General features: G+C 67.9%; 12 protein-coding genes and 1 pseudogene. 7 read left to right on the top strand and 6 right to left on the bottom strand.

The window, feature by feature from the left end:
• Genes H9656_RS00385 through H9656_RS00370 form a run of 4 tightly spaced genes read right to left on the bottom strand, consistent with a single transcriptional unit; the run spans position 1 to position 3,792 of the window.
• A complete protein-coding gene (locus H9656_RS00385) occupies positions 1-264 on the bottom strand; it encodes a phosphopantetheine-binding protein (RefSeq protein WP_191742345.1) in 264 nt (87 codons plus the stop codon).
• Entirely contained in the window at positions 261-923 is a 663-nt protein-coding gene (locus tag H9656_RS00380) for an isochorismatase family protein (protein WP_191742344.1), read from the bottom strand. The genes H9656_RS00385 and H9656_RS00380 overlap by 4 nt, the downstream gene beginning before the upstream one ends.
• Positions 920-2,548: a (2,3-dihydroxybenzoyl)adenylate synthase gene (locus tag H9656_RS00375; RefSeq protein ID WP_191742343.1), complete on the bottom strand. Its 1,629-nt coding sequence runs from the start codon at positions 2,546-2,548 to the stop codon at positions 920-922. Before H9656_RS00375 ends, H9656_RS00380 begins: the two co-directional genes overlap by 4 nt.
• On the bottom strand, positions 2,545-3,792 hold the full coding sequence (locus H9656_RS00370) for an isochorismate synthase (RefSeq protein ID WP_225212163.1): 1,248 nt from the start codon (positions 3,790-3,792) through the stop codon (positions 2,545-2,547). The genes H9656_RS00375 and H9656_RS00370 overlap by 4 nt, the downstream gene beginning before the upstream one ends.
• A gap of 140 nt (positions 3,793-3,932) precedes the next feature.
• Between H9656_RS00370 and H9656_RS00365 the strand changes: the two genes are divergently transcribed.
• From H9656_RS00365 to H9656_RS00355, 3 genes are all read left to right on the top strand, one after another.
• The gene (locus H9656_RS00365) at positions 3,933-4,610 is read left to right on the top strand and encodes a response regulator transcription factor (RefSeq protein WP_191742341.1); all 678 of its coding nucleotides are present in this window, start codon (positions 3,933-3,935) and stop codon (positions 4,608-4,610) included.
• A complete protein-coding gene (locus H9656_RS00360; RefSeq protein ID WP_191742340.1) occupies positions 4,588-5,994 on the top strand; it encodes a HAMP domain-containing sensor histidine kinase in 1,407 nt (468 codons plus the stop codon). The genes H9656_RS00365 and H9656_RS00360 overlap by 23 nt, the downstream gene beginning before the upstream one ends.
• A gap of 100 nt (positions 5,995-6,094) precedes the next feature.
• Complete coding sequence (locus H9656_RS00355) at positions 6,095-6,415, top strand: YdeI/OmpD-associated family protein (RefSeq protein ID WP_191742339.1); 321 nt, start codon at positions 6,095-6,097, stop codon at positions 6,413-6,415.
• A gap of 34 nt (positions 6,416-6,449) precedes the next feature.
• On the opposite strand, the gene H9656_RS00350 is transcribed toward H9656_RS00355, so the two are convergent.
• Positions 6,450-8,246, bottom strand: coding sequence for a DUF885 domain-containing protein (locus tag H9656_RS00350; protein WP_191742338.1), 1,797 nt, complete (start codon positions 8,244-8,246; stop codon positions 6,450-6,452).
• 53 nt (positions 8,247-8,299) lie between these two features.
• On the bottom strand, positions 8,300-10,768 hold the full coding sequence (locus tag H9656_RS00345) for a zinc-dependent metalloprotease (protein WP_191742337.1): 2,469 nt from the start codon (positions 10,766-10,768) through the stop codon (positions 8,300-8,302).
• Positions 10,769-10,974: 206 nt separating this feature from the next.
• On the opposite strand from H9656_RS00345, the gene H9656_RS00340 reads away from it, so the two are divergent.
• The 4 genes and pseudogenes from H9656_RS00340 (at position 10,975) to H9656_RS00330 (ending at position 12,311) form a co-directional block, all read left to right on the top strand.
• A complete protein-coding gene (locus tag H9656_RS00340) occupies positions 10,975-11,148 on the top strand; it encodes a DUF1328 family protein (protein ID WP_191742336.1) in 174 nt (57 codons plus the stop codon).
• Positions 11,149-11,244: 96 nt separating this feature from the next.
• Positions 11,245-11,511 (top strand): annotated as a pseudogene (locus tag H9656_RS14290) (prolipoprotein diacylglyceryl transferase family protein); the annotation flags it as partial.
• A gap of 250 nt (positions 11,512-11,761) precedes the next feature.
• On the top strand, positions 11,762-12,046 hold the full coding sequence (locus H9656_RS13990; protein WP_225212162.1) for a TlpA family protein disulfide reductase: 285 nt from the start codon (positions 11,762-11,764) through the stop codon (positions 12,044-12,046).
• Positions 12,047-12,173: 127 nt separating this feature from the next.
• Positions 12,174-12,311: a hypothetical protein gene (locus H9656_RS00330; RefSeq protein WP_191742335.1), complete on the top strand. Its 138-nt coding sequence runs from the start codon at positions 12,174-12,176 to the stop codon at positions 12,309-12,311.
• The last annotated feature ends 65 nt before the right edge of the window (positions 12,312-12,376 follow it).

The following is a 12,376-nucleotide window of genomic DNA, read 5'->3' as shown; positions in this document are numbered from 1 at the left end:
TCAAGCGTCGTGACCGGCGGCGCGCAGGCGCGCCTGGACCACGCTCCACCAGCCCGCGAGCGTGGTGTGCTCGGCCAGTTCGCTGAACTCCAGCGGGATCGCCTCGCTCCAGGCAAGCGACAGATTGAGGGCGCGCAGGGAGTCTATGCCCAGGTCCATCAGATTGTCGTCGTCCAGGATGGAGTCCGGCGTTTCATGCAGCAGGGCGGCGACATCGGCGCGCATCCGCTCCAGCGTCAGATCCTGCGGGGTCAGCTTGGTCATTTCAGTCGTTCCAGAACGCGCGCGGTTGAGAGGGCGACGGCGCAGACATCGGCGGCCCAGGCCACGGCGTCCATATGCTTCTGCCGGGAAAAATCGCCAAGCGCATCGGCGACGAAGAAGGGTTCGATATCGCGCTGGAAGGCCTCGGACGCCGTAACCTGGCAACCGATGTGGGCGTAGACGCCGCAGATGATCAACTGATCGCGCCCGCGCGCGCGCATCAGCGTCCCCAGATTGCTGCGCTGGAAGGCGCTCCAGCGATGCTTGACGAGCACGAAATCGCCAGGCGTCGGGGCCAGTTCAGGCAGGATGTCCTGATGCTCGGGCGTGCGGCTCATGCCCGGCCCCCAGATGTCGGCCTGCAAGCCCCGGTCCCGGCGGTCCTGCTCGCCTTCCTGGGCGGTGTAGAAGACGGGAACGCCCGCCGCCCGCGCCGCCTCGATCAGGCGGGCGATATTGGCGATCAGGCCCGGCAACGGCTCGGCGTCCGGCGCATAGGGACGCATGAAATAGCGTTGCATGTCGTGGACGAGCAGGGCCGCGCGGCCCGGTTCCAGCGTCCACTGTGCCCGCGAAGCCGGAACTTCCGCCTCGGTCGGCAGGGCGTAGGCGGGGACGGTCGGCAGGCCCTTGCCCGTGTTGTCCGGTCGCTCGCTCACGCCTTGCCCTCTTCTTCCAGAATGCGCTGACGAAGCGCCGCGCGCAGCTCGCGGCGGCTGACCTTGCCGACGGCGGTCACGGCGAAGTCTTCCACGAAGACGATCTGGTCCGGCACCTTGAAGTCGGCGATGTCGCGCTTGCGCATCCAGGCCTTCAGCTCGACGCCGCGCGGCGCAGTTCCGTTGGGGATGACAAAGGCACAGATGCGTTCGCCCAGATAGTCGTCGGGCACCGACACCACGGCGGCGTCGAATACGGCCGGGTGGGCCAGCAGATGATCCTCGACCTCCTCGGCCGAAATCTTCTCGCCGGCGCGGTTGATGTGGTCGGTGGCCCGGCCCATGACGACCAGATAGCCCTCGGGCGTGCGCTGGACCACGTCGCCGGTGCGGTAGAAGCCGTCGTCGGTAAAGGACCGCGCATTGGCCGCCGGTTCGTTGTGATAGGCGCGGATCGTATAGGGGCCGCGCGTCAGCAGGTTGCCCGGCTCGCCCTCGGCCACCGGCGCGCCCGCATCGTCAACGATCAGGATTTCGTCGTCAGGGCTGATTGGGCGTCCTTGCGTCTCGACGATCAGAGTCTCGGGATCGTCCAGCCGGGTGTAGTTGACCAGCCCCTCGGCCATGCCGAACACCTGTTGCAGGGTGCACCCCAACTCCGGGCGTACTCGGCGCGCCGCCTCTGGCAGGAATTTGGCGCCGCCCACCAGCAGCACTTCTAGGCTGGAGATGTCGTGGGTCTTTCGCGGCGCCGCCTGCATCCACAGCAGGGCCAGCGGCGGGACCAGACCCGTGATCGTCACGCCTTCGCGCTCGATCAGGGGGAAGCAGGCGTCCGGCGACGGCGACGGCGACATGACCACCGTCGCCCCGACATAGAGCGCGCCCAGATAACCCGGCGAGCTCATCGGGAAGTTATGCGCCGCCGGCAGGGCCGTCAGATAGACGCTGGACGAGCTCAGCTTCGAGATCACCGCGCTTTCGCGCACGCTGTACAGATAATCGTCGTGCGTGCGCGGGATCAGCTTGGACAGGCCGGTCGACCCGCCCGAAATCTGCAGGAAGGCCACGTCGGACGGATCGGCGTCCTCGGTCGGCAAGGAGGCGGGATCGGCGCGAAAGGCGTCGAACGAGGCGAATTCCTCCGCCTCGCCCACCACGACCACATGGCGCAGTTCGGGGACCTCGGCCTGAACGGCGCGGGCCAGGGCGCGATAGTCGAAGCCCTCATGCCGGTCGGCCACGACATAGGCCGAGGCCTCGGCCCGACGCAGGAAGTGGACAATCTCGGTCGAGCGGTGGGCCGGCAGCGCATAGACGGGGATCAGCTTGGCCCGGAACAGACCAAAGATCACGCTGAGGAACTCGGGCAGGTTCGGCAACTGCACCACGACCCGGTCGCCCGGCTTCAGCCCCAGCGCCAGGAAACCAGCGGCGGCCGTCTCGGCCTTTGCCAGCAGTTCGCCATAGGTCCAGCGCTGGTCCATGCCGACGACGGCGACGGCGTCGGCCTGCGCCTCGACGCGATTGCGCAGCAGCTGGGAGAAGGTCTCTCCACGCCAATAGCCCTTGGCCCGATAAAGGGCCGCCAGATCGTCCGGCCAGACCTGCTGCAGGGGAATCATACGCTCGCCTCATCAACGCCCAGGGCGCGAAGAACGGCCTGGAATTTACCTGACGTCTCGTCCGCCTCGGCGGCGGGGTCGGAGCCTTCGACAACACCCGCCCCGGCATAGAGACGCGCCTGATCGCCGCACGTCTCGGCGCAGCGCAGCGAGACGTACCATGCGCCGTCGCCGAAGGCGTTGGTCCAGCCCACGGCCCCGGCATAGAAGCCCCGGTCATAGCCTTCAAGCGCGCGGATCATCTCGGCCGCCCGGTCGCGCGGCGAGCCGCAGACGGCGGGCGTCGGATGCAGCAGAGCGGCCAGTTCGGCGGCCGAGGTTTCATCGGGGCGATGCAGACGCCCCTCGATGCGCGTGCCCAGGTGCCACATGGTCCGCGTCGAGACGAGCGCCGGTCCCGGCGGCGCGCGCAGGTCGCTGCAATAGGGCGCGAGCAGATCCATGATGGCCTCGACCACCAGCGCATGTTCGCGACGGTCCTTGTCCGAAGCCAAAAGGCTCTGCGCCGCCGCCTCGTCCTGCACCACGTCGACGCTGCGGCGGGCCGATCCGGCCAGGGGATGAGAAAAGACGGCCGGGCCGCGCTTGGAGACCAGCAGTTCCGGCGTGGCGCCGACCAGACGGCGCATGGCTCCGCCCTGCCCCGCTCCCAACGGCGTGAGGAAGCGCGCGGCGGTCGGGTCAGCTTTCAGGTCGCGCCACAGGGCGAAGGGGTCGATCGCGCCATCGCCCTGAACCTTCAGGCTGCGCGACAGCACCACCTTGTCGACCGGTTCGGCGCCGCCTTGCGAGGCGCGCATGGCGGCCAGCGCCTGCGTCACCGCCGCCTCATAGGCTGCGCGCGAGGGCTCGGGCGTCAGGGCGCGGATCGAGGGGCGCGGCGCGGTCGTGCGCATATCCCAGATGCGGTTGGCCGCTCGCTCGGGCAGGAATAGGCAATCGTCAGCGTTGCGGTCGAATGGCAAGGCGCCGACCAGCAGGCGCGGCGACGGCTCATCGGTTTCCGGGGCAATGGGCAAATCGGCGAAGAAGCGGCGCACGCGCGCGCCCAGGGTCGCCGCCGGCCCCGGCGTCAGGCGTTGCTTCAGGCCCGTGGTGAAAAGGCGAAGCTCCGGCGTGCTCAGTCCAAAGGCCCAGTCCATGTCGTCCTTAGGAGCGGCGACCTCTTGCCGTTCGGATGCGCCGCCGCCGATCTGAACCGACAGATCGGGCGCGCCCCAAAACTCCGCTACTCTCGACTCCATGCTGATCCCTGCCGCACTCAAGCTGTTGCATATCATTCGCAACAATCGGCCTATAGCGGAGCAACCTTCGCGTTGTCTTGCGGCGAGATTAATTCCAAGCCGGTCTGGTCGTTTCGCCGCAGAGGTTTAGAAGGGCGCTCATGCGAATGCTAGTCATTGACGATGATGCCCGAACCCGCGCCTTCGTGGCCGAAGGGTTGCGCCAGCAGGGGCACACCGTCGATGAGGCCGGCGATGGCGAGACCGGCCTGCACATGGCGATGGAGGGACAGTACGACGCCCTTGTCGTCGATCGTATGATGCCTGGCCTCCCAGGCCTGGAAGCCGTCCAAGCCATGCGCGCCGGCGGGCTGAAGACGCCGGTGCTGATGCTGACGGCGCTGGGTTCGGTGGACGATCGGGTGGCGGGGTTGAACGCGGGCGCGGACGACTATCTGGTCAAACCCTTCGCCTTCAGCGAACTGAGCGCGCGGCTTCAGGCTCTGGTGCGGCGCCCGCCGCTGGCCGAGACATCGACGCGACATCGGGTGGCCGATCTTGAGGTCGACGTGGCCGCCCACCGGGCGACCCGCGCGGGCAAACCGCTGGACCTGACCCCGCATGAGTTCAAGCTGCTGGAGCGACTGGCCCGCAACGCCGGGCACGCGGTGACGCGCACCATGCTGCTGGAAAGCCTGTGGGGCTTCCACTTCGACCCGCGCGCCAATCTGATCGACGCCCACATCAGCCGTCTGCGCGCCAAGGTGGATCGCGGCTTCGATCAGGAGTTGATCCACACCATCCGGGGGGTGGGCTATGTCCTCAAGGCCCCGGACTGAGCCGAAGCGCCCCTCGGTCTGGTCCACGGCCAGCCTGCGCTACGCCGCCGCCTTCTCGGTCCTGTTCGGCCTGGGCGCGGCGGTGATGATCGCGGGCGTGGACTACGGCCTGATGCGCTTCGCCGAGGCCGAGGTCCGCGATGGGCTGAACCACCAGATGGCCGTCATGCGCGCCGACGCCAACCGACACGGCACGGCCCAGTTGGTGCTGGAGTTGAACGCCGAGGCCCGCAACCGCGACGCCCGGCGCTATCTGCTGCTGGTCGAGGCGCCGGACGGCAGCACCTTCTCCAACGGCCTGACGCGGCTGGCGGTCAATGAGACGGGCTTCCGCCGCAACCTGCCGAACAAGGCGCGCCCCGCCCGCTGGCCCGACCAGACGCCCAACATGCTGACGCTTAGCGCACGGGCGTCCGACGGCGGCCTGCTGGCGGTCGGGCGCGACATCCAGCATCTGGACGAACTGCGCGGCGGCATCCGCCGCTATGCCCTGATGAGCGGGATCGTGCTGATCCTGCTGGCGCTGGCAGGGGGCTGGTTCGCCGGACGGCTGTTCCTGCGACGGCTGGAGGGCGTCAATCAGGCGGTCGGCCGCATCATCGCCGGTCAGGATTCGGCCCGCCTGCCCGCTGTAGGCCTGGGGCGGGAGTTCAATGAGCTGTCGACCAACCTCAACCGGATGCTGGACCGGCAGGAGGCGGCGCTGACGACGCTAAAGACCCTGTCCGAGGGCGTAGCCCACGAACTGCGCGCGCCGCTGAGCCGGGTTCGCCACCGGCTGGAGGACCTGGCCGCCAATCTGGACGATGCAAAGGCGCGCGAAGCCGCCGTCGAACGCGCGCTTGAAGAAACGGACCAGGTCAGCGCCCTGTTCGAGGCCCTGTTGACGCTGGCGCGGATCGAAAGCGGCGACGCCGCCCTGAACACCGAACAGTTGGATCTCGCGGCCCTGGCGGGCGCCGTGGCCGACATCTACAGCCCCTTCGTCGAAGAGGCGGGCGGGCGCCTGACCGTCGCCTTGGCCCCAACAGGAACGATCGAGGCCGACCCCGCCCTGCTGCAACAGGCGCTGGCCAATCTGATCGAGAACGCCGTCTTCCACGGCGGCGGCCAGATCGAGGTCTCGACGTCAAGCGAGGGCGGCCGGGCGATCATCCGCATCGCCGACCACGGCCCCGGCGTGCCGGAAGCCGAGCGCGACAAGGTGCTGCGCCGCTTCTATCGCCTGGATCAGGGGGCGAGCGACCATACGTCCGGGGCAGGTCTGGGTCTGGCCATGGTGGCGGCCGTCGCGCGGGCCCATGGCGGCGAGCTTCGACTGGACGACAATCAGCCGGGACTGGCGGTGGAGCTGGCGCTGCCCCTCACCACGGCGAAGGCTTGAGCCTGGTCCGGCACGCGCCCCGATCTTGCGGTCGCGATCGGCTTCCCCCTTATATTCCCGAGAGGCCGACAGATCGGTCGCGAGCTACAGGAGGCCCCCCATGCCAGACGGTTTTCCGCAGGGAACCGTGCATCAGGCGGCCGTCGACCTTCAGGACGCCCTGAAGGCGGACGCCGAGGTTTTCGACCTGTGGCGAAACCTGACGCCGCTGGGTCGCAATGAATTCATCTGCTGGGTTGATGACGCCAAACAACCGGCGACGCGCCAGCGACGCATCGGGCGAACCGTAGAGGAACTGCGGGAGGGCAAGCGCCGCCCCTGCTGCTGGGCGGGCTGCATCCATCGCACCGACAAGGCGCCGAGCCGATGGCAACAGGCCGTCCTGATCGACCCAAAAAACAAGGGCGCGTCCAAGCCCTGACGCGCCCTCGCCTTCTCTCGTCTGTCGCCCGTATTTATTGAGCGGCGACCGCCTTGGCCGTCTCAGCGGGTTTGCCGCCGCGCGCGATGAAGGCGCGCATATGCTCCTCCAGCGTGTTCAGCGGCACCGAGCCCAAAGCCAGGATTTCGTCGTGGAACGGGCGCGGATCGAAACGCTCGCCCAGGGCGGCCTCGGCCTCGCCGCGCAGACGGCGGATGGTCAGTTCGCCCAGCTTGTAGGACAGGGCCTGACCGGGCCAGCTGATGTAGCGGTCCACCTCGGTCTCGACCTCGTGGCGCGACAGGGCTGTATGACCCGCCAGATAGTCGATGGCCTGTTCGCGCGACCAGCCCTTCAGGTGCACGCCGGTGTCGATCACCAGACGCGCCGCGCGCCACATCTCATAGCTGAGGCGGCCGAAGTTCTCATAGGGCGTGCGATAGATGCCCATCTCGACGCCCAGCCATTCCGTATAGAGGCCCCAGCCCTCGCCATAGCCTGAGAAGTAGGTATGGCGACGGAAGGTCGGCCCCGCGTCCTGCTCCTCGGCCAGCGCCATCTGGAAGCTGTGGCCCGGCGCGCATTCATGCAGGGTCAGCGCCGGGATGTTGTACAGCGGCCGGCTGGGCAGGTTGTGGGTGTTCATCTGGCAGGCTTCCAGCCCGCCGCGCCCCGCCGTGTAGAAGGGGGCCAGCGCCTCAGGCACCTGAATGATGGTGTAGCGACGGCGCGGCAACTTGCCGATCAGCTTGCCGATCTCGCCATCGGCCCGCACCGCGACCCAGGCCGACACCATCATCAGTTCGTCGGGCGTCTTGGCGTAGAACTGCGGATCAGTGCGCAGGAAATGCAGGAACTCGTCGAAGGAGCCAGTGAAGCCCGCATCGGCCATCGTCTGGCGCATCTCGGCCTGGATGCGGGCGACCTCGGACAGGCCGATCTGGTGGATCTCCTCGCCGCTCAGATCCAGCGTCGTATATTTGTGGACCTGGGATTCATAAAAGGCGACGCCGTCGGGCATGTCGCGCGCCGCCAGCGTGGTGCGGGCGCGCGGCTGGTATTCCTTCAGGTAGAAGTCCAGCAGCGACCGATAGGCCGGGATCACGGCCTCATTGATGACCGTCGCGGCCTCGGCGCGCAGGCGCGCCTGGTCGGACGCCGAAACGGTCGAAGGCATCTGGCGGAAGGCCGCGTAGAAGGCGTTGGCCTCGGCCGTGTCGGTGATGAAGTTGGTGATCGAGGCCTCACGGCCTTCCAGCGTCACGCGCGGCACGCTGAACCCGCGCGCCAGGCCGTCGCGCATATTGGCCTTCTGCTGGTCGAAATAGCGCGGGATGTCGCGCATCCGCGAGATAAAGGCGCTGTAGTCCTCGGCGGTGCGCAGGCTGCGGGCCTGATCCAGATAGGTCCAGAAGGAGCTGTCGCTGTTGAACGGCATTTCCCACTGGCGGGCCTGACCGTCGATCAGGGCATGCTCCAGATTGGTGCGGAAGACGGCGGCGTTGATGCGGTCCTCGTCCGAAAGCTCATCCAGCGAAATGCCGTCCAGCTGCTGCAACAGCTCGCGCGCATAGGTCAGACGTTGCTGCTGGGCGGCCGGGCTGACGTCGGCCAGACGGTCCGCCGGGCCGTATTCGCCGTCGGCGCCTTTGACGCGGCCGGTGCGAGCCATCCCGGCCTCGGTTTCCGCCTCATAGAGCGCCTTCAGCCGCGCCCCAGCTTCTTGCATCTGCGCGGCGGTCGGGGAGACCTCGGCGGCGCACGCCGCCGCCGGGACCCACGCGACTAGAAGCGACGAAACGGCGCAGGCCGTCAGCAGCAGAGTTCTCATGATACTGTTCCTATTCTTACCAGCACGGGCGTCGGCCGAAGCCTAGGCCTGCGTCAATGCCACTCGCCGCCGCCGATCGGCGCGCCCGGCGGAACCGGCTGAGCGACCGGAAGGGTCGCGCTGAGCGCCTTCAGCCCCTCGACCGGTCCTGTCAGGGCTTCGGCCAGATAGGCGCACTGCGCCGTCTCGAGCCGATCGCCACGGCAGCGTTTCAACTGTTCGCCGAAGCGGCGCGCGCTGTCCCGCACCGCCCCTTGCGCCGTCGAAGACAGATCCTTGCTCTGCATCAGAGCCGACAGATGGGCGGCGTAGCGGGCGCGGGCGACGCGGCGCAGCTCGGCCTGACGCGGGTTGAGGACGGCGCCCGGCCCGACGGCCGACGCCACCCGATCCAGCGTCTCGACCAGGCCCAGCTGGCCCGGATCGCGGCGCTGCTGTTCGATCAGGCGGTTCAGCCGCTCGGGCGCCAGCAGGGTCTCGAACACCACTTCGGTCGCCGCAGCCGCCGCCGATGACGGGTCGAACACGGCGTCGGTCTTGCCCTCGAACAGTTCGATCTGGGTCTGGCGATCCGGATTGCCCGACTGGACCGAGGACAGCAGGTCGATCAGGTCGTCCCTGAGGTCCAACTCGGCCGGAGACAGCGCCTGCATCAAGGCTTCCAGCGCCGCGCGCTGCTGATCGGCGGGCACGACCTCGGCCCGCTCCTGCCCCGCGCCGCTGACGGCGTAGCTGTAGTCGACGCCGCCGATCTGACGCCCGACCGCCGTCGTCTGATAGCGGTGATAGAGGTAGATCGGCACGATGACCCGGCGCAGGTCCGCCGCCGGGGCTCCGACCGGCAGGTTGCCCAGACCAAAGCGCGACAGGGCGATGCGGCGCACCGCCATTGTGTTGGCGAACTCGGCGACCGGGTCGGTCCCGTTGTCCCACATGCCGCCATAGGGCTGCAGGCTGCCCAGGGGACGGGTGTCGCCATCGCCGACGTAGCGATAGCCCTTGGCCTGCGCCTCGGCGGCCAGAGCCAGGCGGCGCGCCTCCGGATTCTGACCCGGCGCGTCGCCATACAGCCAGTCGATGGCGTAGCGGTCCCAGGCCCCGACGCCGGTCGTATAGGCCTGGCTGAAGTCCAGCCGGTCGCCATCGGCGATCACCCAGGGCGCCGGATAATCCATGACCGAGGCCCGGTCCTCATAGGTCGAGGCGGCGAAGTTGTGCGCCAGGCCGATGGAGTGGCCGATCTCGTGCGCCGACAGATGGCGCAGGCGGTGATAGGCGAGACGGTCCGGGTCGTCCTCGCCGCCGGTTCCGGCGCGGGCGGCGCCGACCAGGCCCTCGATGATCATCTTGTCCTGACGGTCGCGCAACGAACCCAGCTGCACCACGCCGCGCACGATCTCGCCGGTGCGCGGATCGCTGACGGTGCTGCCGGTGGACCAGCCGCGCGTCTCGCGGTGGACCCAGGCGATGATGTTGTAGCGGGCGTCCATCGGGTGCGCCCCTTCGGGCAGCAGCTCGACCCGGAAGGCGTTCAGATAGCCGGCCTCCTCGAAGGCCTGCGCCCACCAATTGCCGCCCTCGATCAGGGCCTCGCGAATGGCGACGGGCGCGGCGCGATCGACATAGAAGACGATGGGCTTCTTCACCGGCGAACGAGCGGCCGACGCATCGGTCTTCTCCAGACGGAAGCGGCGCGCCATTCGCTTCATGACCGGCTGGTCCAGCGACGCGGCGAAATCCACCGCCATGGCCTGGCTGATGCTGCCGCCGCGCGGATCGTGCGCCACGGTCTGGAAGCCGTCGTCCGGCAGGCGGATGAAGGAGTGCTGGACCGTCAGGGTGACGGCGCGCGCGTCGGGCGCGATGCGCGACAGCTCGCCGCCCGGCTCGTCGCTTGTGAAGGTCTGGACCGTCTGCAGCTCGACGTTGTCGGGGAAGACCAGGCTCTGATCCAGGGCCAGATGGCCCAGGTCGGGCGCCGCCTTGAACGACCCCAGGCTCGCCCGCTTCAGCCGCCCGGCGATGTTGACCGCGTCACGCGTCAGGAAGCCCGACAGATCGACGACGACCGAGCCGTCGGCCCCCGTCTCGATCACGTCCGTCGCCCAGACGGTGGAGGGGGCGAAGGAGGCGGCGACCGCCCTCTGTTCGTCGTCGCTGGCGTCAAAGGCGCGGAAGCGATGGTTCTCGAACCGCGCGAACACTCGGCCGCCGACCTTGTGGAAGGCCACGATCTGCGTCTGGCCCAGACCCGACCGGTCCAGCCCCGCGTTGTCCATGCCCAGCCCGGCCGACAGGCCCGGCTGATACAGGTAGCGGCCGATCACGCCCTCGGCGTCCGGCGGCGACAGACGCGCCAGAACCCGGCCCTTCTCGCGATCCAGCCGCACGTCGAACAGGCCGTCCTGCCAGGCGGCTGCGGCGGCCGCCGTCGGCGGGGGCGCAGACTGCGCTATCGCCTGAGCCGACGCCCCAAGCATGACCAGACCGGCGACGCTCGCCAGCAGAACCTTGCGTAACATCGGCTTCCCCCTCCGACCGCTTGAACTGCCGCGTTCAGAACACCGAACGGTCCGGACTGCAAGAAGCCAGACTCTTGATCGAATAATGTATCTCAAGTTGATCCCTTGACCGAAGATTCCATGCGCCTTCGCCCGTTTCGGCTCAGATGAGTGTACGGAACCGTCGCCCTTGCCTGCCGTTGCGATTGATCACGAAGGAGCAAGTCATGATCAAATGGGCCATCATCTTCGCCGTAATCGCCATTGTCGCCGGCCTGCTAGGCTTTGGCGGGATCGCGGGCGCTGCTGCGGGGATCGCGAAGTTCCTGGCGATTGTGGCGCTCATCATCTTCGCCATTTTCCTCGTGCTCGGCTTCACGGTCGCCAAGAAGATCACCTAGATCCAGACGCCGGCTTCGAGGTGCGCGCCCGGCTGCCACCGCCGCGCCTCGGGGCCGCGTCAATCTGCCTGCCGAAGGCTGTGGTAGGCTGAATGGATGAACGCGTTCGAACTTGGCCCTCTCCTCATCTCGGGAGAGCGGCTTGCCATTCTTGTTGCCGTCTTCGTCTTTGTGATCGGGTCCGGCCTCCTCGCCGCCAGGCTCAGTCCGCGCTTCAACCCTTGGAGCACCAGTATTGTGGTCGGCGGTCTGCTAGTGGCGCGCCTGGCCTACGTCGCCGCTCACTGGACCTACTTTGAGGAAGACCCCCTGCGTGCTCTCGCCATCTGGCAGGGCGGGTTTGCCTGGTTGTGGTTCGCCCCGGTCGTCGCCCTCGCCACTTTCGCGCTTCTGAGAACGAGCAAGGAGCGCGCTTGGTCGGCGGTGCCGCTGGCTCTCAGCGCCCTAGCCGGGATCAGCGCCTACCAGTTGGGACCGAAGACGGAACCCGTGCCTGCGGCCGAAATCACCCTGCTACGGCTGGACGGCGCGCCCCTTGACCTGGCTGCGCCTGCGGATCGCCCCACGGTGATCAATCTCTGGGCGAGTTGGTGCGCCCCCATGCCGCCGCGAGATGCCGGCCCTCGCCGCCGCCGCGCAGGATCATCCCGACGTGCGCTTCCTGTTCATCAATCAGGGCGAGGACGAAGCCCTCGTCCGCGACTACCTCGCCCGCGAAGGCTTGGCTCTGGAATACGTCCTGATCGATCCCCAGATGAGCCTGTCGCGCCACTACGGCGCGGCTGGCCTGCCCGTCACCTTCTTCCTCGGAAAAGATGGACGATTGGTGCGCGCCCACGTCGGCGAGATCGGACCTGATCGCGTGGCTACTGAAATCGCGCGCATCGATTCAAGATGATCTGCAGCTCACTCTCGCTTGTCCCGCGGGATAGCGGATCGGCGAACGCGCAAGGCCAGGTGTCGCAGTCCGACGTCCTGCCTTAGATCAGAAGGAACTTGGGCTCGACGAGAGCCGTTGTTTCCGCATGAACCTAGGCCTTTTCTTCTTCGGCGTTCTCGTCCTGGCGGTGGTTCTGACCGGCCTGGATCGCGCCATATCCGGGCCCAGGCGCGCAGCGGACAAGGACCAGGACGGCGAGCCGGACGGCCCTCCCGAAGACTAAGAGCGCTTTGCCAGCACGCCCACTTTCGATCCGACGGCAAAGGACTATGTTGCCGACACGCTGCG

Source organism: Brevundimonas guildfordensis (genome assembly GCF_014836405.1).
Lineage (GTDB): Bacteria > Pseudomonadota > Alphaproteobacteria > Caulobacterales > Caulobacteraceae > Brevundimonas > Brevundimonas guildfordensis.
Note: the sequence above shows the minus strand (reverse complement) of the source record. Positions and strands in the feature narration are given on the sequence as shown.

Bases quoted from the DNA above. Each gene is read 5' to 3' on its own strand.
- H9656_RS00350 (WP_191742338.1), bottom strand. From the start codon at position 8,246: ATGAGAACTCTGCTGCTGACGGCCTGCGCCGTTTCGTCGCTTCTAGTC.
- H9656_RS00360 (WP_191742340.1), top strand. From the start codon at position 4,588: ATGTCCTCAAGGCCCCGGACTGAGCCGAAGCGCCCCTCGGTCTGGTCC.
- H9656_RS00385 (WP_191742345.1), bottom strand. From the start codon at position 264: ATGACCAAGCTGACCCCGCAGGATCTGACGCTGGAGCGGATGCGCGCC.
- H9656_RS13990 (WP_225212162.1), top strand. From the start codon at position 11,762: ATGCCGGCCCTCGCCGCCGCCGCGCAGGATCATCCCGACGTGCGCTTC.
- H9656_RS00345 (WP_191742337.1), bottom strand. From the start codon at position 10,768: ATGTTACGCAAGGTTCTGCTGGCGAGCGTCGCCGGTCTGGTCATGCTT.
- H9656_RS00355 (WP_191742339.1), top strand. From the start codon at position 6,095: ATGCCAGACGGTTTTCCGCAGGGAACCGTGCATCAGGCGGCCGTCGAC.
- H9656_RS00370 (WP_225212163.1), bottom strand. From the start codon at position 3,792: ATGGAGTCGAGAGTAGCGGAGTTTTGGGGCGCGCCCGATCTGTCGGTT.
- H9656_RS00375 (WP_191742343.1), bottom strand. From the start codon at position 2,548: ATGATTCCCCTGCAGCAGGTCTGGCCGGACGATCTGGCGGCCCTTTAT.
- H9656_RS00365 (WP_191742341.1), top strand. From the start codon at position 3,933: ATGCGAATGCTAGTCATTGACGATGATGCCCGAACCCGCGCCTTCGTG.
- H9656_RS00340 (WP_191742336.1), top strand. From the start codon at position 10,975: ATGATCAAATGGGCCATCATCTTCGCCGTAATCGCCATTGTCGCCGGC.
- H9656_RS00330 (WP_191742335.1), top strand. From the start codon at position 12,174: ATGAACCTAGGCCTTTTCTTCTTCGGCGTTCTCGTCCTGGCGGTGGTT.